Annotated in this window: 19 protein-coding genes; 12 read left to right on the top strand and 7 right to left on the bottom strand. The window is 40.1% G+C overall.

Annotated features, from left to right (window positions below; translation table 11 throughout):
• Positions 1-1401 (top strand): sigma 54-interacting transcriptional regulator (locus I6758_RS07450; protein WP_196604582.1); only part of this gene is annotated, 1401 nt, incomplete at its 5' end.
• Positions 1402-1458: 57 nt separating this feature from the next.
• On the opposite strand, the gene I6758_RS07445 is transcribed toward I6758_RS07450, so the two are convergent.
• Positions 1459-2271 (bottom strand): polysaccharide deacetylase family protein, encoded by an 813-nt coding sequence (locus I6758_RS07445; protein ID WP_196604581.1) that lies wholly within the window; start codon positions 2269-2271, stop codon positions 1459-1461.
• 213 nt (positions 2272-2484) lie between these two features.
• Between I6758_RS07445 and I6758_RS07440 the strand changes: the two genes are divergently transcribed.
• The 5 genes from I6758_RS07440 (at position 2485) to I6758_RS07420 (ending at position 6684) form a co-directional block, all read left to right on the top strand.
• Entirely contained in the window at positions 2485-3471 is a 987-nt protein-coding gene (locus I6758_RS07440) for a biotin--[acetyl-CoA-carboxylase] ligase (RefSeq protein WP_196604580.1), read from the top strand.
• A 17-nt stretch (positions 3472-3488) separates the two neighbouring features.
• Positions 3489-4253 (top strand): type III pantothenate kinase, encoded by a 765-nt coding sequence (locus tag I6758_RS07435; RefSeq protein WP_196604579.1) that lies wholly within the window; start codon positions 3489-3491, stop codon positions 4251-4253.
• Between the two features lie 37 nt (positions 4254-4290).
• The gene (dusB, locus tag I6758_RS07430) at positions 4291-5247 is read left to right on the top strand and encodes a tRNA dihydrouridine synthase DusB (RefSeq protein WP_196604578.1); all 957 of its coding nucleotides are present in this window, start codon (positions 4291-4293) and stop codon (positions 5245-5247) included.
• A 163-nt stretch (positions 5248-5410) separates the two neighbouring features.
• Positions 5411-5764, top strand: a complete 354-nt coding sequence (locus tag I6758_RS07425) for a zinc ribbon domain-containing protein (protein ID WP_196604577.1) — start codon at positions 5411-5413, stop codon at positions 5762-5764.
• A gap of 89 nt (positions 5765-5853) precedes the next feature.
• The gene (locus I6758_RS07420) at positions 5854-6684 is read left to right on the top strand and encodes a polysaccharide deacetylase family protein (protein ID WP_231038578.1); all 831 of its coding nucleotides are present in this window, start codon (positions 5854-5856) and stop codon (positions 6682-6684) included.
• A 22-nt stretch (positions 6685-6706) separates the two neighbouring features.
• On the opposite strand, the gene I6758_RS07415 is transcribed toward I6758_RS07420, so the two are convergent.
• Positions 6707-7207, bottom strand: a complete 501-nt coding sequence (locus I6758_RS07415; RefSeq protein ID WP_196604576.1) for a hypothetical protein — start codon at positions 7205-7207, stop codon at positions 6707-6709.
• Between the two features lie 161 nt (positions 7208-7368).
• On the opposite strand from I6758_RS07415, the gene I6758_RS07410 reads away from it, so the two are divergent.
• From I6758_RS07410 to speB, 5 genes are all read left to right on the top strand, one after another.
• Positions 7369-8400 (top strand): glycosyl hydrolase family 18 protein, encoded by a 1032-nt coding sequence (locus I6758_RS07410; RefSeq protein ID WP_196604575.1) that lies wholly within the window; start codon positions 7369-7371, stop codon positions 8398-8400.
• A gap of 293 nt (positions 8401-8693) precedes the next feature.
• Complete coding sequence (speD, locus tag I6758_RS07405; RefSeq protein WP_196604574.1) at positions 8694-9485, top strand: adenosylmethionine decarboxylase; 792 nt, start codon at positions 8694-8696, stop codon at positions 9483-9485.
• A gap of 60 nt (positions 9486-9545) precedes the next feature.
• Positions 9546-11003 (top strand): aminotransferase class I/II-fold pyridoxal phosphate-dependent enzyme, encoded by a 1458-nt coding sequence (locus I6758_RS07400; RefSeq protein ID WP_196604573.1) that lies wholly within the window; start codon positions 9546-9548, stop codon positions 11001-11003.
• Between the two features lie 22 nt (positions 11004-11025).
• Positions 11026-11877, top strand: a complete 852-nt coding sequence (gene speE, locus I6758_RS07395) for a polyamine aminopropyltransferase (RefSeq protein WP_196604572.1) — start codon at positions 11026-11028, stop codon at positions 11875-11877.
• Entirely contained in the window at positions 11864-12730 is an 867-nt protein-coding gene (gene speB, locus I6758_RS07390) for an agmatinase (protein WP_330998031.1), read from the top strand. The genes speE and speB overlap by 14 nt, the downstream gene beginning before the upstream one ends.
• Before the next feature lie 290 nt (positions 12731-13020).
• Here speB and I6758_RS07385 read toward each other — a convergent pair whose 3' ends face one another.
• The 5 genes from I6758_RS07385 to I6758_RS07365 all read right to left on the bottom strand — a co-directional run bounded on the left by I6758_RS07385 (position 13021) and on the right by I6758_RS07365 (position 19450).
• A complete protein-coding gene (locus tag I6758_RS07385) occupies positions 13021-13764 on the bottom strand; it encodes an amino acid ABC transporter ATP-binding protein (RefSeq protein ID WP_196604571.1) in 744 nt (247 codons plus the stop codon).
• Positions 13748-14413 carry an amino acid ABC transporter permease gene (locus tag I6758_RS07380; protein WP_196604570.1) on the bottom strand — a complete coding sequence of 222 codons (666 nt, stop codon included), beginning with the start codon at positions 14411-14413 and terminating at the stop codon, positions 13748-13750. Before I6758_RS07380 ends, I6758_RS07385 begins: the two co-directional genes overlap by 17 nt.
• A gap of 123 nt (positions 14414-14536) precedes the next feature.
• Complete coding sequence (locus I6758_RS07375; RefSeq protein WP_196604569.1) at positions 14537-15337, bottom strand: transporter substrate-binding domain-containing protein; 801 nt, start codon at positions 15335-15337, stop codon at positions 14537-14539.
• 270 nt (positions 15338-15607) lie between these two features.
• On the bottom strand, positions 15608-16495 hold the full coding sequence (dapA, locus tag I6758_RS07370) for a 4-hydroxy-tetrahydrodipicolinate synthase (RefSeq protein ID WP_196604568.1): 888 nt from the start codon (positions 16493-16495) through the stop codon (positions 15608-15610).
• A 21-nt stretch (positions 16496-16516) separates the two neighbouring features.
• Positions 16517-19450, bottom strand: coding sequence for an insulinase family protein (locus I6758_RS07365; RefSeq protein WP_196604567.1), 2934 nt, complete (start codon positions 19448-19450; stop codon positions 16517-16519).
• A gap of 314 nt (positions 19451-19764) precedes the next feature.
• Between I6758_RS07365 and I6758_RS07360 the strand changes: the two genes are divergently transcribed.
• Positions 19765-20892, top strand: coding sequence for a M48 family metallopeptidase (locus I6758_RS07360; RefSeq protein ID WP_196604566.1), 1128 nt, complete (start codon positions 19765-19767; stop codon positions 20890-20892).
• The last annotated feature ends 141 nt before the right edge of the window (positions 20893-21033 follow it).

The following is a 21033-nucleotide window of genomic DNA, read 5'->3' as shown; positions in this document are numbered from 1 at the left end:
ATCATAACTGTTTTAAGCAGAGATTACGAAAAACTGCCTCAGGATGCGGTTATTTCTTTGCTTATGTCCATAAAAACGGCTATGGAAATACATCTTAAACAAAAAATGTTTTTGCAGGCACAGGAGGCTATTTTAGATGCGACACCATTTGCGGTATATCATATTCTGAAAAATGGTGATGTGGCATATACCAATAAACTTGGCGCTTCACGTCTCGCGGGAATAGGAGCCATAGACGAACAGGCGAAAACTTTGAACTTGAATGAGGTGGTCTTGAATTATCGACACACACCTATATATAAGGGGTTCAGCGGGATATCCTGCATAAATCAAGAGGTCACATGGACTACACAGGTAAAAACATATGAAGATATAACTACTGTGGTCCCTATAAAAGAGGAGGATGCCGGCGAAAATGATGAGGTCAAAAGTGTTGTTGCTGTAACAATGCCTATTGAGGATCTGCGGATGCTGGTTGCACACGCCGCAGGATATACCGCAAAATACAGTTTAGATAGTATTGTCGGTATAAGCGCATCATGCAGTCTGATGAAAGAACGTGCCGTACGGGCCGCTAAAAAAGACAATCATATACTGCTGCAGGGTGAACCGGGAACCGGCAAGCAGCGTTTGGCACACGGCATACATATGGCAGGTTCGCGTTCTAACGGCCCTCTTATTTCCATTAATTGCGGTGATGTCACGCCTGAGCTGCTTGAACAGGAATTATTCGGTGCACGTATAGGTCAGGAAATTAGTCATCCCGGTAAATTGGAACTCGCCAGCGGCGGTACCTTGCTGATGGATGAAATAGAGAAACTCCCACCGCAGATCGCGGAAAAATTGGCTCAATCACTCCAAATGAAAAAAATACTGCGTATTGGTGAAGATGTTGAAAGAACGATTAATGTGCGGATAATTGCATCTTCTGACGGTAATCTGCGCCGTCTCTGCGAAAAAAATCTTTTTGATGAAAAACTTTTTGAAATAGTGTCACGCAGCATTATTCATCTACCGCCTCTGCGCAGCCGCAGAGAAGATATACCTTTATTGACTGAAAGTATATTGACAGAACTGACCGCACAGCATAAAACATGTATGAAAAAACTTACCGGCGAAGCTATTGACATGCTGGCAGAATATGATTGGCCGGGAAATATTAAGCAGCTGCAGGGCGTTATTGAAAATGCTGTATTTACTGTAAAAGACGATACAATAAACGCTGACAGCATAAATTTGATGGGGAATATAAGACCGGACAGCAAATGGAAGGAAGATAAGGACATATTTATACGGGCATGGCAGTCGGCAGGGGGCAATGTCAGCCGATTAGCCAATTTACTTGGCGTAAGCCGCGTAACTCTTTACCGTTATATCAAGAAGTATGGTGTGGAAAAATAGAAAAAGGCGAAGTGATTTTTAATCACTTCGCCTTTTTGGGCAATACGCTCAGGAAAATCAGCTTTTTATCCAGCCGAGCTTTTCAAACAAAGGTATATAATTGAGTCGTCTGTAAAAGGAATTGAAGGTATTTTCTGTATGAAAGACCGGTATGCGTTCAAGGGCAAAAATATTGCTTGAGTTTTCCGCTGTGCCGTATTTTACAGTAAAGGCTGCCCGATAGCCGGCATCCTTGAGCATTTGTGCTATATAGAGATTGTATGTGCCTGTCGGATAAGCAAAATACATTGTATTTTGAGCCAGTTCTTTGTCAATTTTTTGTTTGGATTGTGTTATTTCATTTTTTATTTGTTCATTTGTCAATTCTGTAAGGGATCTGTGGGAGACAGTATGGGACTGGATAGAAATGCCATTGGCTTTCATCTCGCGGCATTGATCCCAGGTGAGATAGTTGGGGTATTTGTCGACGAAACTGGATATGACAAAAATTGTTGCGGGAAAATCATATTTTTTGAGGATAGGATAGGCATTCTTATAATTATCTTCATAACCATCATCAAAAGTTATAAGAACAGGATTAGGAGGCAGTTCTTTGCCTTTTTCCAGATTATCATATAAATCATCAGGCGTAATAACATGATAATTATTATTTTTCAAATATGCCAGTTGTTTGTCGAAGTCTTCGGGTCTGACTGACAGGGAGATATTCATATTGTCGATTTTGTGGTAATTTAAAACGATGATTCCATCCTGTCCCGTATTCTCCAATTCCTGACTGCCTTCGGTGAGCGCATGAGGACTGGAAAGCGTTAAAGGTATAAAACATAAAAAAATAAATAAAACGATTTTTTTTATCAATGAGTGTTTCATTTTAGATTCTCTGTTGCTCCTCTCATTTTGCCAGATTATCAGAATAATTATAACAAGCTTAATTTGATTTTACCAGTTTATTTTTCTTGCGAAAATAAAATTCATAATGTATTATAAGTAAGATGTTCATTTTGAAAGATAAAATTGATATTATGTTGAAAATATAATATTTGTTTTTTAGCTATTAATCAGTGAATAAAGAAGGTTGTTACAATGCGTTCGGAAATTTTGACGATACTGCGAAAAGCAGGTGAAGAATATGTTTCAGGTGCTTATCTGGCAGAAAGGCTGTCAGTATCACGCACTGCTATATGGAAACATATCTGCGCTCTCAAAGAGGACGGTTATGATATAGACAGTAAATCAAGAAATGGCTATCGAATAATCAGTTCTCCTGATTTGTTGACTCCGGGTGAAATAAACGCAGTGCTGTCTACTGAGTTTTTGGGACACAATATAAAATATTACAAATCTGTCGATTCAACGAATAATGTGTCTAAGCTCCTGGCGCAGCAAAATGCTGAAGAAGGGACTATTTTAATAAGTGAGGAGCAGGAAAACGGCAAAGGACGACTGAGCCGCGGCTGGTTTTCTCCTTCTCGCAAGGGTATATGGTTTTCATTGATTTTGCGGCCGAATTTTCTGCCGCAGGAAGCACCAAAGTGTACACTTATGGCCGCGGTAGCAATAAGCAAGGCCATTCGTTCGGTGACAGGAGTAGAGGTAGGAATCAAGTGGCCTAACGATATTCTTTATGAAGGCAAAAAACTGGTCGGCATTTTGACGGAAATGAATGCTGAAATGGAGCGGATAAATTATATAATTATCGGCATGGGAATTAATGTAAATATAACTCATGCTGAAGTACCTGAAGAAATTAGAGATTCAGCGACTTCACTTCTACAGATAACCGGTAAAAAAATATCCAGAGTGGAACTGCTTTGTGCAATTTTGGCAGAATTAGAAAATGAATATGTAATAATAAGAGAGAAAGGCTTTTCACCTATTCTAGATGAGTGGAAAAAATTTTCTGTCACACTTGGACAGGAAATAAAGGTTATCGGCATAAATGAAACTTTTCATGGAAAAGCTGTGAATATTGATGACTATGGTGCGTTGCTGGTAGATACAGGGAATAAAATTGAACGGGTATTAGCCGGAGATGTATCAATAAGACCGGCCGGACAGGCAATAAACTAAGCTGGAGGTTCATAGTAATGCTGCTAGTATTTGATATAGGCAATAGTAATATAGTGCTGGGTACATATGAAGGCAGAAAATTAATGAGGCATTGGCGTATTTCTACTGATCGGCAGAAAACAGGTGATGAATATGGCATGCTGATAAATGAATTGTTTCGTTTTCATGGGATTTCTATGTCTGATATTTCTGCAATCATTATTTCATCGGTAGTACCGCCTCTCGTAGTGCCTCTTGTAAAGATGTGTGAACGCTATTTCAAAGTGAGGCCTTTGATAGTTGGCCCAGGTATAAAAACGGGAATCAAATTGAAATATGAAAATCCGCGTGATATAGGCGCTGACCGTATAGTAAATGTGATAGGTGCTTATGAACAGTACGGCGGACCTCTTATAGTCATAGATATCGGTACAGCGACGACTTTTGATGTAGTAAGCGGAGCCGGTGATTTTCTGGGCGGTGCAATAGCTCCGGGGATAGGAATTTCCACGGAAGCTTTATTTCAGCGTGCGGCCAAGCTGCCGCGCATTGAGCTTGTAACGCCAAAATCTGTCATTTGCCATAATACTATAACAGGTATTCAAGCCGGGATAATTTTTGGCTCTGTCGGTCAAATAGACGGTATAGTAAACAGAATTAAAAAAGAAATGAATATGGATATGAACGTTGTTGCTACCGGCGGTCTGGCTAATATGATAGCCAGGGAATCAAAAACTATTGATAAAACAGATCATTTTCTCACACTCACCGGTCTGCGGGTATTATACGAAAGAAACAGTTAAATATTCGAAATGTACAGGGAGTGAAAAACAGCGTTATATGTTTATTGGAAATTTGAAAGTAAATAATCCTGTTTTTCTTGCACCGATGGCAGGAGTTTCAGATGCGGCTTACAGGATTTTAGCGCAGCGGATGGGCTGCGGGCTTGTTTATTCGGAAATGGTCAGCGATAAGGGAATTCATTTTCGTAATGAACATACATTATTTATGCTGAAGACAGAAGCTGCGGAAAGACCGTTAGCTATGCAGCTTTTCGGCGAAACTCCGGAGAGCATGTCCGAAGCTGCAAAATATGTAGAAGCTCTGGGGTGTGCGGATATAATAGATATCAATATGGGATGTCCGGCTCCCAAAATAGTGAAAAATAATGAAGGTTCAGCGTTGATGCTGGATCCAAAACGGGCTTTTGCCATAATGGCGGCAGTGAAAAAAGCGGTCTCTCTTCCGGTGACAGTAAAAATGCGCAAGGGGTGGGATGACAACCATGTGAATGTGCTTGAAATGGCCAAACTGGCAGAGGCAGCCGGTATGGATGCGTTGGCAGTACATGGAAGAACACGTGAACAATTTTACAGCGGCAGAGCCGATTGGAATATAATTGCGGCAGTCAAACAGGCAGTAAGGATACCGGTGATCGGCAATGGTGATGTGCGGACTTGCCGTGATCTGACAGAAATTTTCAGCAGGACCGGTTGTGATGCTGTAATGATAGGACGTGCCGCTCAGGGCAATCCATGGATATTCAGGGAATTTACCGAATTTTTAAAGACAGGGAAAGTAGTTCCTGAAGTCAACGCAGCCGAAAGAAAAGCAGTCATTATGGAACATCTGGATATGCTTTTAGAAAAAAAGGGAAGCTATGTCGGACCGCGGGAAATGCGAAAACATGCCACTTGGTATACACGCGGTATAGAAGGTGGTGCTGAGCTCAGACGCCTGTTCAATCTGGCAGAAACCAGAGAAGATTTTATTTCTATTCTCGAACAGCTGCGATAGAAGTAGTTGTACTCTATGATCAGTATGTTATTTATGTTTAAAAAGTGCTGCTATTACTGTCTGGCTGATAAAAAATATTATTTTTTCTTATGAAAAAGCGTGAATTATGATAGAATATATATTAGAATTGAGATTATGATCGCGAGAACCCGAGGAGAAAATTATGATTTGTCATAAATGCGGCAGAGAAATCAATGACAGCAAAGTTTGTCCGTATTGCGGACAGGACAATAATATAACAATAATGACCGATCAGGAAAAAATTGATTACGGTGGTGTCACCATAGAAGAAAACAATGATCGTGTTCATCATGGCAGCGGCTATTCACAGTCGACAAAAGGCAGACAAGGACGAACAGCATTCCGTGTCACAGGAGGCAGCTGGATGTCGCGTCTTATTTTTGGTATTGGCATATTGGCAATAGCGGCATTTGTATTTTTTGTCGCACTGCCTTTTCTTTCAATAGCGGTTTTGTCAATTTTGGTGATATGGGCTGTATTCAAGTTATTGGGCTGAAGTCTTGATCAGATGAATTTTGGTACAACAATAGCGGCATATACATGCCGCTATTGTTGTACTTTTTTAAAATAAAAACGGAGCTTTTAATGATAATTTATTTTTTAGCCGGTGTATTAATATTAGCGGGAGGTATTTTTTGGTGGAAAAAAATACCTTATTACATTCCTATACTGATGTACCATCGCATAGCCTGTGTGGAAAATGACAGAAACAGTCTGTCTCCGGAAAAATTTGCATGGCAGCTAAAATATTTATTTGAGCATAATTTTCATACAGTAACTCCTGATATGCTATATGCTTTTTACAGTGAGGGCAGGCCGCTGCCGAAAAATCCGATACTGCTGACTTTTGATGACGGTTATATGGACAATTTCACGGCAGCTTTACCACTTTTGGAAAAATATTCAATGACGGCTGTTGTTTTTCCCATAACAAAATGGGTTGGCAGAAAAAATCAATGGGAAAATTTTGGCAAACAGGAAACTACTACAATGAATTGGGCAAATCTGCAGAACTGGCTTGACAGAGGGCAAACAGTCGCCTCACATACTGAAACGCATCCCTTTTTGCCCGACTGTGGGCAATTGCAGAAAGAGCTCAGCGGCAGTAAAAAAACATTGGAAAAAAATTTGAATACCGCAATGTCCTTTTTGTGCTACCCCTACGGGAAATTTGATAAAACGGTAATTGCCGCGGCAAAAAAGGCGGGCTATAAGGCCGCTTTCGCCATCTTTGAAAATGTCAATTTGAAGACCGTGGACCTGTTTGCCTTACCGCGCATACCGATACCGGCACATCAGTCCGAATGGGAATTTAATTTGAAGATAAGCCGTCTTTTTATCATTTTTATTGCTCTGCGTAAATGGGAAAGAGCATTAAAAAAATATCGGAAAAAATTTTCTCCCTCGTCCAGATAAACAAGATACGCTTGCCTGATTTTTACTCAAAAGAATCTTCATCTGGCTGACGGAATATTTTTCCGTCTATAATAAAGGTTTTTTCTTTCAATTCATCAATTATGTTCTCAACAGGAGTATTTTGTTGCTCAATCCACCAGTCCGCATCGCTTTTACGGCAAAAGCGCAGTATCGTTCTTTGGCGGTAATGATTGAAAATGACTTTTTCCTGGCCGCTGCTGAAATCATGCTGACGTGTCAGCCTGTCAAACATATCATCCAGCACAGAAAGCTTATATTCTTTTATTTTTTCGGCCTTCTCCTGTAATTTTTTATTTTTATGCCGCAGCGGTTCGCACAGTTTTTTTATTTCTGCCATACGATCAATTTTTTTTGCGGCTAGAGCTTGTTGTTTCTTTTTTCGGCACACAAGACAATTTTGTTCATGATAATTTTGGATTATTTTTGCGCGCAGATTGGTATCATTCGGTAAATCGATCATGATCGTATGTCCGCACTTTAAGGTAATAGCTTCCACTGCCATATATGTCTCCTTCAGAAAATTTTAATACTGCCAAAAGATTTATCCGATGACTAACCCGCTCTAATACTCCCTGGATAATTTCGACTACTATTCAGGCGGTGTCGAAACACCGTCTGAATTAAGTCTCCATTTATATTATGCTGTGAAGGGAATTGATTTTTTTGAAAAGATTTTTGCTTTTTTTCTTTTTTTGTTCAATATTTGTCTCCACAGCTTGTGCTGCCGACAATAAGGGCGGCGTATCCGCCGGTAAAAAAATAAACATGGTTTGGCAGCCGGTTTTTGAACAGGAGAATAATTTTGCGATGCAGCCCAAAATAGAAGGTATTAATATTATATCACCATCGTGGCTGGCAGTGACAAGTGCTAATGGTTTTATCAAAAATAATATTGATGAAAATTATATGAAAAATGCACATGAAAAGGGTTATGAAATCTGGCCGCTTGTCAGCAATAACTTTGATAAGGATTTGACACATGCTTTTTTGCATGATGAAAAAGCGCGTGCATATATAATAAGGCAATTACTGTTTTATGCGCAGAAATATAAATTCGACGGTTATAATTTTGATTTTGAAAATATTTATGAAGGCGATAAAGATATTTTGTCGCTTTTTATCGCACAGGCATCTGCCGCCTTGCGGAAAGAGGGGCTGCGCATATCAATGGATGTTACGGTGCCTTCGGAAAACTCTGCATGGTCAAAATGCTATAATAGAGAAGAGCTGGCTAAACATGTCGATTATCTTATACTTATGGCATATGATGAGCACAGCAGACTTTCTCCTGTGAGTGGTTCGATTGCATCTTTATCATGGGTGGAGGAAGGCATCAGGAGGACTCTTGATGCCGGAGTGCCCAGAGAAAAGCTGATTTTAGGTGTTCCTCTGTATATGCGCTTGTGGAAAGAGGAGAACGGCAAAACAACGGCAAAAACTCTGAGCATGCAGGAAGCTGATGAACTTATCATGCAGTATGATATACAGCCGGAATGGCTGCAGAATGAAGGTCAGTTTTATTTTGAATACAGAAAAGGTGCCGGGCGTTATCGTGTGTGGCAGGAAAATGCAGCATCGCTGCGGCTTAAACTTACCTTGATAAAAAAATATGACCTGCCGGGAGCTGCGAGCTGGCGAAAAGGGTTTGAAACAGCGGATATATGGTCATTATTTGACAATGAACTTAATAAATAACCAGGACAATTCTTAATCTGAAACGCAATGCGCTGCCGCATAGATTTTCAATGATTAAATATAAAAAATAATTTGAGGCTGTATATATAAATTCTTGCTTTTATTTGCAGTTTCTTTTATAATAAATACGATTGAAAACGGAAGTTTATGCCATAGTCCAGCGTAAACAGAACGGATATATAAGACTCTGGCTCATACTATGAATATCAAGAGGGATATTCTCTTCTAGACTCAGGTAAGCGGCAGTATATGCGTTTTATCTGAGTTTTATTTTGCAGAAAAGAGGTCGTTATATGAAGGAAAAATTAAAATTATACGGCTTTAACAATCTTACTAAGGCATTGAGCTTTAATATTTATGATGTTTGCTACGCTAAAACATCGAGAGAACAAAAAGATTATGTGAAATACATTGGCGAACAATACAATTCCGAGCGCCTGACAAAAATTCTGACACATGTCACAGAAATGATCGGAGCCAAAGTTCTCCATATTGCCAAGCAGGACTATGATCCTCAAGGCGCCAGTGTGACGATGCTTATTGCCAATAGAAGTATGTCTCAAGAAGCTTATGTGGATACAGAGGACGAATTGGTGCAGGGCAATGCCTTTGTTGCCCATTTGGATAAAAGCCATGTCACAGTGCATACATATCCCGAATATCATCCCGACAATTGTATTGCTACTTTTAGAGTGGATATCGATGTTTCCACCTGCGGAGAGATAACACCGCTTAATACCCTTAATTATCTTATCGGCAATTTCGATTCCGATATAATAACTATGGATTATCGGGTTCGCGGCTTTACCCGTGATGTAAGCGGCAAAAAATTATTTATGGATCATCGGATAGCTTCTATTCAGGATTTTATTGATCCTAAAACATTGGAAGATTATGATGCTCTGGATATAAATATGTACCAGGCCAATCTTTTTCATACAAAAATGCTTATAAAAGAATGTGACCTCAGCAATTATTTATTTAAGACAGATATCTATGAAATACCGCCAAAAACCCGTCTTTCTATAATGAACAGCCTCAGACGCGAAATGATAGAAATATTCAGCGGAACAAACGTTTTTTAGTGATACAGACGAGAAAACAACTGCTGCCGGTAAATTTTGGGAGGAGAAACTGAAATAAAAGTGAAAGAACTAACACAGGAAAATGCACCTGTTTTGGAAGCCTTGGAAAAATTAAAGCAAATGCGCATTGTTCCTTTCGATGTTCCAGGACATAAACGGGGACGGGGAAATAAAATACTGACAGACTTTTTAGGTGAAAAATGTCTCTCTGTTGATGTAAATTCAATGAAACCACTTGATAATCTCTGTCATCCTGTCTCTGTTATAAGAGATGCCGAAGATCTTGCGGCGAAGGCTTTTGGTGCTGAACATGCTTTTTTTATGGTCGGCGGCACAACATCATCAGTACAGGCAATGATATTGACTGTATGCAAGAGGGGAGATAAAATAATCCTGCCGCGCAATGTCCATAGGAGTGTTATAAATGCTATGATATTGTGCGGTGCTGTGCCTGTATATATAAACCCGCAAATGGACAAAATGCTTGGTATATCTCTTGGCATGGGCATTGCTGATGTGAAAAAAGCCATACTGGAAAATCCTGATGCAAAAGCAGTATTCGTAAATAATCCTACCTATTATGGAATATGTTCTAATCTGAAGGAAATAATCAAAACAGCTCATGCCGGCAATATGTTCGTACTTGCCGATGAGGCGCACGGCACGCATTTTTATTTCAGTGATAAACTGCCGACGGCAGCCATGCGTGCCGGAGCTGATATGGCTGCTGTAAGCCTTCATAAATCAGGCGGTTCGCTGACACAAAGTTCGATGCTGTTTATCAATGACAAAATCTCCGAAGGCTATGTGCGCCAGATAATCAATCTTACACAAACTACCAGCGGGTCATATCTGCTGATGGCCAGTCTTGATATTTCACGCCGCAATTTAGCTCTCAGCGGCAGGAAAGTTATTGATTCTGTAATAGATTTAGTGGAATATGCCCGTGGTGAAATCAATAATATCGGTGACTATTATGCTTATTCGAGAGAAAAGATAAACGGAGATTCTATTTATGATTTTGATATAACTAAGCTTTCTGTTTATACACGTTCGATTGGGCTGGCTGGTATAGAAGTTTATGATCTCCTGCGTGATGAATATGATATCCAGACTGAATTCGGTGATTTGGCCAATCTTCTTGCTTATGTATCAATAGGTGACCGGCCGCGGGATATGGAGCGGCTGGTAAGTGCATTGTCGGAAATACGACGCATTTATAAAAAGGATTCTTCTGGTATGCTTGAAGCTGAATACATAAGCCCCAAGGTTGTTTTACCACCGCAGGATGCTTTTTATACTGACAGAGAAGAAGCCGTGCTGCTTGATGAATCAGTGGGACGTATATGTACAGAATTTGTCATGTGCTATCCGCCGGGGATCCCCATTCTTGCTCCGGGTGAACTTGTGACAGCCCAAGTTTTGGAATATATACATTATGCGATGGAAAAGGGCTGTCAAATGACAGGACCTGAGGATATGAAGCTAAAGCATCTTAATGTTATGGCTGAAAAATAAATTTGTAAATGAGGCGATATATATGGAACTATGGTTTACGGAGAAACACACACCATATGTACAGTTTTCAATAAAAATAGAAAAACAGCTTTATGCCGGTAAGAGTGAATTTCAGCGCATCGATATTTTGGAATCACGAGAATTTGGGCGTATCTTAACATTGGATGGTTATTTGATGCTCACGGAAAAAGATGAATTTATATATCATGAAATGATAACGCATGTACCTATGTCTGTTTTGCCTCATGCGCACAGGGTACTCATTATAGGCGGCGGTGACGGCGGTACGGCTCGTGAAATACTTCGTTATAAAACTGTGGAAAGCATTGATCTTGTCGATATAGATGAGATGGTGGCTGATGCCTGCCGCAGGTATATTCCCCAAACGGCGGCAAGTCTTGATGATCCTCGTGTAAAATGTCATTTTGAAGACGGCTTGAAATATATAAGGCATTATGAAAATGAGTATGATCTGATAATAGTTGACTCTACCGATCCGTTCGGACCCGGTGAGGGATTATTTACCAAGGAATTTTATGGAAATTGCTACAAGGCTTTGAAGGATGACGGAATAATGGTGAACCAGCATGAAAGTCCTTTTTATCCGGCTGATTCATATGCGATGCAAAGAGCTCATAAGCGCATTTTCGCTTCTTTTCCTATAAGCAGGATCTACCAGGCTCATATCCCGACATATCCTTCCGGTCATTGGCTTTTTGGCTTTGCGTCAAAAAAATATCATCCAATAATTGATGCAAGATGGCAGGAATGGAAAAAGCTGGCTATAAAAACTCGTTATTACAATCCCAAATTGCACGCAGGCGCATTTGCTCTGCCAACTTATGTGGAGGATATAGTACGTGAAGTTGAATAAAAATATCGAAACAATTCTTGGCTGTGAGAAAGAATATGCTGATGCTGATATTGTTGTTTTCGGTGCTCCTTTTGATTCTACGGCCTCTTATCGGCCCGGCACTCGTTTCGCATCGCGAACAATACGTGCCGAATCATATAATATGGAAACGTACAGCCCTTATCTGGAACTTGATCTTGAAGAGAATTCACTTGTATTCGATGCCGGAGAATTGGAACTGTCACTGGGGAATACGCAGAAAACTCTTGAGACGATTTATGATTTTACTAAAAATTTGCTTAAGGATGAAAAACTGCCTTTTATGATAGGCGGAGAACATCTTGTCACTCTGGGGGCGGTCAGGGCAGCTGCGGAAAAATATCCGGATCTGCACATAATTCATTTTGACGCACATGCTGATCTGCGCGATGAGTTTTTGGGAACAAAATTTTCACATGCTACAGTTCTGCATCGCTGTCATGATATTTTGGGAGACGGCAGGATATTTCAGTTTGGTATAAGAAGCGGGGAACGTGCTGAAATAGAATGGGGCAGAGAACATGTCCGCACTCGCATGTTTGATTTTAGCGGATTGGAAAAAATTATAAAAACGCTTGCGGATGTACCGATATATTTTACTGTTGACCTTGATGTGCTTGACCCGTCAGTTTTTCCCGGAACAGGAACACCGGAAGCCGGCGGTGTCACTTTTAACGAGCTGCGGCTTGCGATGAATGCTGTATCGGCGATGAATATAGTCGGCACTGATATGGTGGAATTAAGCCCGCCGTGCGATCTCAGCGGTATGTCTAATACAGTTGCCTTGAAGCTGCTGAGAGAGTTTTTACTGGCACTTTCCGCCAACGGAAAATAATATGACTGCAATAATAAAGCGGTTTTTGTCATCTTAAGTGATGGCAAAAACCGCTTTTATGTTATCTCACCGCATGATATTACAAATAGGATCAGGGGGATGCTATACCAATCATGACAGTGATGGTTGCAAAGAACAAATACCTGTAATGGTAAGTCTTTGTTTACCATTTATTGATTTAATTATAACATTGCCTCTTTTTCAGTGTGTGACAAGAATGTGGTATTTCTATGAAAATAATCTGACATATCTCAGCTGATGATAAATTTTGGCAAATCATCCCAAATCACCTAGCTTTCAAGCGGCTTCAGTACAGAACTTAAAAAAGCCTGTGTCCTTTTATTGGATGGATTAGTAAAAAGCTTTTTGGGAGAATCTTCTTCGACAATATATCCATCAGCCATGAAGATGACTCTGTTAGCGACTTCTCTGGCAAAATTCATTTCATGGGTGACTACGACCATGGTCATTCCCGAATCAGCAAGGGACCGCATTACTTTAAGGACTTCGCCGACCATTTCGGGATCAAGCGCCGATGTGGGCTCGTCAAAAAGCATTATCTGCGGATTCATGGCAAGAGCTCTGGCTATGGCAATGCGCTGCTTCTGACCGCCGGAAAGTGTTTCCGGGTACACATCCTTTTTTTCTTCCAGACCAACTTTTTGCAATAATTCCACAGCCTTGGCATCAGCCTGCTTTTTATTCATCAAACCCAGCTGCACAGGAGCAAGCATAATGTTCTGCGCTACGGTGTAATTGGGGAATAAATTGAATAACTGAAAGACCATGCCGATCTTTTCTCTAAACTTATTTATATTTTTGACTTTTGTCACATTTGTGCTGAAAACTTCAATATCGCCTGCCTGAATTTCTTCCAAACGATTCAGACAGCGCAGCAAAGTGCTTTTTCCTGAACCGGAGGGACCAATTATGCACAGCACTTCACCCTTTTCCACATTGAAGGATATATCCTTGAGGACTTCCAGTGAGCCAAATGATTTGTGCAGATTTCTTACTTCAATTACTTTTTCCATGCTGTAATCTCCTTTCTATGTATTTTGCAAAAAGAGACAGTATGATAATAATTATCAAATACATCGCGGCTGCATATGAATATACTTCGAATGGTCTGTAGTTGCGTGCGATTATTATTTGCGAATTCATAGTAAGTTCACGCACACTGATTACAGAAAGAATAGAAGTATCCTTGAGTGTGGTGATAAATTGGTTTATTATCGGCGGTATCATTATTTTTACTGCCTGTGGGATGATAACGAGAGCCATCGTACGGAAATATCCCAAACCAAGACTGCGGGCCGCTTCCACTTGTCCTATATCCACAGCCTTTATACCGCCGCGGAAAATTTCAGCCAAATAGGCACTGGCATTTATAGTAAGCGTGATAATACTTGCCAGCAGCGGATTGAATTTTATATTGAGAAGAGCACCAACACCGAAGAAAAGAAAAAGACCAAAAATCATTACGGGTATGCCGCGCACTATATACACATAAACAGTATAAAAAACTGTAAGTATTTTGATTTTTGACAGAGAAAAAATTGCCAGAATCAGGCCCAGCACAAATGCCAGAACAAGTGACGCAGCTGCCATTATGACAGTGGTCTGCAATCCGTCCAGCAAGGAAGGCAGGCATTCAAGCAATAAAGAAAAATAGTCATTCATAATCGATTACCTCATACGTAAAAAATTGGCGGATAGATACTCCCATCCGCCATTGCATGCATTTTTTCACAATAATCTTTGTCTGCAGATAAAATAATATTCCACAGCAGAATAAAAATCTATTTACAGATATTGTCCTATAATTTTATCATATGTGCCATTATCTTTTATCTTCTTTAAACCGTCATTGAATTTTTTCAGAAGTTCGGCATTTTCACCTTTTTTCACAGCAAAACCATACTGCGGAGGAGTGCTGTTGATATCCTTTACAGCTACTTTTAAATTGGCTTGTTCACCGATTTTTATTTGATAGGAAATAACCGGAAAATCTTCAATCAGAAAATCTGCGTTACCATTGACTACGGCCAGCATCATTCCAGGAGAATCATCATAATATGTTATGTTCAGTTTGTACTTGTCCTTATTGTCCTCAGCAAATTTGGAACCAGTGGTGCCTTTTTTGACGGCAACGGTTTTTCCTGTAATATCTTCTAATTTATTGATGTCACTGTTGTTTTTGCTTATTACTATTGATGAACCTGAATCTATATAGGCATCAGAAAAATCTACGGCTTTTTTGCGTTCATCGGTTATGGTTATACCTGCAATAGCACCGTCAAGCTGACCGGATACAAGTCCGGGGATAATACCGCTGAAATCCATTGGTTTTAAATTATATTTAAAACCTTCCGCATTGGCAATGGCATCCAGAACTTCAACATCTATTCCTTTGTATTTACCGTCAATTTCCATTGAAAAAGGAGCATATTTTGCATCACATGCGATAGTATAAACTTTATCGGCTGATGCGGACGATGAACCAGAATCAGATGATGCGGCCTTGTCAGAGCTGCCGCACCCGACTAACAGGGCAGCTGAAAAAACAGTTACAGCTAAGGCAGATACAATTTTTTTCCATTTCATAATAAAACCCTCCCCAATAATAAATGCATTTTTGATTTTGAATCGGGCAATAAAAAAAGCCAGAAAATAAAGATTTTCTGGCTTCATTGCCGTACGGTCTATGCTGATGATGGACTAATGATATCATAAGAATTTATAAACGTCAATCCTTATTTTTTATTTGGCAGCATAAAAATGCAGAAGAATATAATGTAAATGACCATCGTTCCAAAATAATTAATCAGAACATATCAAAAGAATAATTGCCTGCTGTCTATTGCAAGGAGACAATTATCGAATAATATTATGCTTCTTCATCAAAGCTTTTAACACATTATAATTTGCCGGTTCAAGCTCGGTCAGAGGCATGCGGAGTTCACCCATATCATAGCCCATGATTTTTAAAGCCGTCTTTACAGGGATAGGGTTTACTTCGGAAAATAAGGCAGAAATAAGTCCTTCAAAATCAATTTGTAATTTTGCTGCCGCCTCCACATTGCCGTTGAAATACAATTCACAAATATCATGGGTCGTTTTTGGTGCTATATTTGAGAGAACAGATATAACTCCCTGCCCGCCCAGAGATAATATAGGAATTATCTGGTCATCGTTTCCGGAATATACAGCCAGCTCATCACCGCACAGGGCACGTGTTTTCAAGACAGAAGTGATATCGCCGTTAGCTTCTTTGACCGCTGCGATCCGCGGATGTTTTGCAAGTTCGGCATAGGTTTCCGGTTTTATATTTACACCTGTCCGTGAAGGCACATTATATAAAACTAAAGGAATATTTGTATTGTCGGCAATTTGTGTAAAATGCTTTATCAATCCTTTTTGGGTGCATTTATTATAATAAGGAGTCACTGAAAGTATGGCGTCTGCACCTGCTTCTTCGGCAAACTGAGACAGCTGAACAGCATAGGCCGTATCATTGGAACCGGTCCCTGCGATTACAGGTATCCGTCCTTTTACCTGCTGGACGGTGAACTTTATGATTTCCTTATGTTCATCATCTGTCATAGTGGAAGCTTCGCCCGAAGTTCCGGCAATAACTATGGCGTCTGTATGGCTGCTGATATGGAATTCTATCAGATTTTTCAGTTCATCGTAATTAATGCCGTCAGCAGTGAATGGGGTAGCTATAGCTACTGCAGAACCTTTGAATATTATTTTTTTCATAGAAACTAACACTCCTATTATTTAATTTGAAGCTTCAAAAATATTGCATGTTGATTTAAAAATAGTTTGATTTTCTTTCAGTTTTTCCTCATTGCCGACAACGCAGATTGCGCTGTCCTTCAGGCAGGCATCGATCATTTTATTCAGATCTTTGATTTCTTCTTGGCTGGCGGATAAAACCTCATCACGAATTTTTTGGATGGATTGATCAGTAATACCGCATATATAGGCCGCCGCTGCACTCTTGCCTTTTGCTGACGGCGTGAGAGGAACATCTAAATTGCTTATAGTGCCTATTATATATTTTGTCATTTCCCGATCACTGATATTCATATTTTTCAAAAAGTCCACGGTACCGTCATAGGCCTGCAGCGTTTCCATAAGATTTGGGTCGCGGTACGAGCCGAAATACAGCTCACCGTCTCTGCCAAATCGCACAAAAGCACCATAAGCACCGCCTTGGACACGTATTTTATTCCAGAAGTACGTGCAACGAAGGATAGTCGAAAGTACTGCGAGTTTTCCTGTATATTGATAGCCGTTTCTTATGAAATTGGCACCGCGGCCGACGTATTGTACCTGACTGGAAGATTGAAAACCTTCGTTTTTCTTATTGATTTCAAAAGAAAATTTCTGAAGCGGATACGCCTTATCCGATATTTTAACGGCAAATTTGCTGAATTCAGCGGAAAAAGCATCGTATTGAGTATCCTTGAGTGTAATGCTGACCAGAAGATTTTTGCGCGTAAAAGAGGATGAGAACAGTTTAGCAAGATCATGTTGAAGCAAGTCATATCTTTCATCAAAATTATCGGCCAAATCTTTTATAAAGCTATAAAACGTAAGGCCGCCTTGTTCATTATAGGCGCCGGAAGGACTGAAATAAGAGGAAAGACGCGAAGCCACCACTTGCTGGGCAGAATTAAGCAGATCCAATTCCATATTGGCTTTTGATTGAACAACAAGTTCCTTTAAACGAGCTTTATCTGTAAAACAGCTTTTGACAGTGAGCTGTTCCAATAGTTCAAAGAGTTCGGGGAGCTTAGCAGTAAGTGCTTTGCTTCTGACTATAAGCTTTGGTATGACAGAATCCGGTTCACCTATTTTACTGTATGCCGACAGATCAAAAGAAATGCCGCCTGTATTGAGATTTACGGCATTAGCCAATTCCTCGTAGCTGTATTTTTCTGTAGCGACCTTGCTGAGAATATCTACGAGTAAAAAGGCCAGAGGCAGCTTTGCGGAAGAGATGGAGGAAGCATCAAAATACAGATCAAGATAAGCTATATCATTTGTATTGACATTGTGAGCCAATACTTCTATACCATCAATAGTCTTTTTTTCGATGATGAACTTTCTGGCTTTTTTATCAATGTCTGAAAGAGCCAGCATGGGAATCGTTTGCAAGGCTTCGGGTGAGTCAGGTGTCTGCTGACGCTGCTTCAATTTTTTTGTATTGGCAATGATCGTTTCTATTTCCTCGGCAGAAAGAGCTTCCTTTTTCTTTTGAAGCAATACAGTAAGTTTTTTCTCATTGGCAGCAGCGATCTTATCATCAGGAATGAAGGTAAACAATAATTTATGTTGATTGTCAAGCAAGACTTCCTGCAAAAGCTTTTCAAAATAATCAGTTTCGATCTTTTCCTTAATTTCTGCCAGCAGGGATTCATATTGAAGCTGTGAAACAGGATCACCGTCATAAAGCCAGCTTTTCATCAGGTGGATATTATAAATAAGCCCCTTGGGTGCCTGACCAAAATCCGCCTCACGAAGCTTAAATTCAGTAATATTGAATGCAGCCCGCAAAAGTTTTTTATCAATGCCTTTTTCTACCAATTCTTTTATTGTATGAATGAATATATCACGGAATTTATCAGTGTTTTCCGGTTCAGCTCCGGTGACAGTTATGTTCCACCATGGCTGCAGCAGGCCTGTATCAAAGGATGAAGAAACATCAGCCCCTATTCCTGCTTTGATCAATGCATTGCGCAGCGGAGCCGACTGTGATTTTAAAAGCACATAATCCAGCAAATCGACTGCAAAGCATTTCAGTGTATCAAGAGCAGTCCCGTAAACAAAATTATAGCTTAAAAAGGTCTTTCCTGTTTTATCTTCTCCTGAAGAAACAGGATAAACGTCAGTGGAACGTTTTTCTTTTTTAAAAGGCAGCTGCATATCTATATGGGAAACAATATCAATTTTCTCAAAATGGCTCAGATATTCATCATCTAAAAATGCAAGCTTTTGCATGATATCCATTTTACCGTACAGATAAATATAACTGTTGGCAGGATGGTAATATTTTTGATGGAACTCAATGAAATCTTTTTGGGTCAAAGAAGGAATACTTTCAGGATCACCGCCCGATTCGAAGGCATAAGTGTTATCGGGAAACATACTGTTAAGCAGCCTGCGCTCTAGCAGACTTTCCGGTGAAGAAAGAGCACCTTTCATTTCATTATAAACGACACCGCTGTAGCGAAGCGGCGCATCCGTATTGTCAATTTCATAATGCCAGCCTTCCTGCATAAGGATCTCCGGCATTTGTGTCATCAGCGGATAAAAAACAGCATCCAGATAAACGTCAATAAGATTTTGAAAATCCTTGTCATTTTGACTTGCCACAGGATACATGGTTTTATCGGGAAAGGTCATGGCATTGAGGAAGGTATTTAAAGATCCCTTGAGCAGCTCCACAAAAGGTTCTTTGGTGCGAAATTTTCTTGAACCGCACAAGGTAGAGTGTTCCACTATATGGGCAACACCGGTATCATCTGTGGGCGTCGTGCGAAAACTGATGGAAAAAACTTTATTGTCATCATCAGTGTCAAGAAATAAAAGACGGGCACCGCTTTTTTCATGAATAAACTGATAGGATTCAGCATCTAATTCCTTTATGGGGGAAGATTTTACGAGTCTGAAGCCATGGTAGATTTTATTATTTTCGAAGTTCAATATATTGGCACCTCTGCTTGTATTTATATTTAAAAACAGTCGATCAAAAAATTCTTATGCAAGGATTATTATACCAGATTATGAAAAAAAATACACATAATGCTATTATAAAATACATAACTAAATTCCAAATTTTTCCGCTTATTGGTGCATGTGTTTTCTGTTTTGATTTCTCAGACGGGCAATTAAGTTTTTCGCTATGTATTGAATTGGAAATTAAAGGAATGTATAATTATTATATTATTGAACGGTAAGGTTTATGCATACGATTTTTGTTAAAGAGTTTTGATTGGCAATGTTGGGAGGAATTTATTATGCTATGGAAGAAATGGTCAAAAACAGGAAACGTTTTGATTTTTTCGGCAGCGCTGGTTTTAACCGGCAATTTTGCGGCGATGCCGGCAGCACACGCTCTTGATCTCGGCAGCCTCGGCGGCGCTCTTATAGGTGTCGCTGCTCAATATGCAAGGCTTGATGCCACAGTGAACTATTGTGACAATGAAGGCCGTCATGAATATTTTTCTCAGATGAGAGATCACTATGGTGTTGATGACGATCCTGCCAAGAATGCTATTTTAGATGATATTATGGGCCGTCTTTCAAGCTCGATCGCGCAAAGTGATTCTTCTATAAATGAAAAGCCGTATAATTATTTTGTCAATCCTGATAAATCGTTCAACGCTTTTTGTTCTCTGGGGCATAACCTTAGTGTCAATTCGGGGCTTTTTGACTTGCTTGACAATAACGAAAGTGAAATAGCTTTTGTTGTCGGACACGAGATGACGCACGGACAGAAAAACCATGTAAAAAAAGGCATACAGAAATCTTTACCGATAAGTCTTATTTCCAGCATTTGGGGATCTCAGACCGGCAGCACCCTTGGAGTAGTCGGTATAGACATTCTGGCAAAACAGGCCGATGCGAACATGGTGACCAAACCGCAGGAATGGCAAGCTGACAACGGCGGTTTTGAATACGCCGTCGGAGCAGGTTATAATCCGGGGGCCGGTGCTGCGGTGTGGCAAAGGTTCATAGAAAAAATGAAACAGGATCGTTCAAATTTTGTCGGAGAAATTTTTTCTCCATCGGATCATCCGGCAGAGGCAGATCGGCGCGATAATTATGCAAAAAAATTAACTGAATACAGCAATAAGCATGTAACCGTCAAGGATGGAACGGTGTTCATAAACGGACGGGAATTCATGCGCGCCGCGGATTCAGATACGATGAGTGCCAGAGAACGAGCTTATCTTATAGGGGGCACACTGTCAGCCGTGTATCACAATAATACATCCGCTCCGGAAGCATATGTCGGATCAAACGGCTATTTATATGTGGGTGCGCAGGATATATGCCGGCCGATATCAGGAGAAGAAAGTACATCCGAATTAGCTTCTCGTTTCAACATGATAAATGGAGACTTAATGCAGAAGGCGTTTTGACGCCGCCTGAATAGTAGTCGAAATTATCCAGGGCCTCAGCCGCTCTTTACTCATAGCTTGCAAAAGCGGGAGTATTAGAGCGGGTTAGTCATCGGATAAAATGATTTTAGTATTTTGCTGTATATATTAATCACAAAAGCG

The organism is Pectinatus haikarae, assembly GCF_015732185.1.
GTDB lineage: Bacteria > Bacillota > Negativicutes > Selenomonadales > Selenomonadaceae > Pectinatus > Pectinatus haikarae.
Note: the sequence above shows the minus strand (reverse complement) of the source record. Positions and strands in the feature narration are given on the sequence as shown.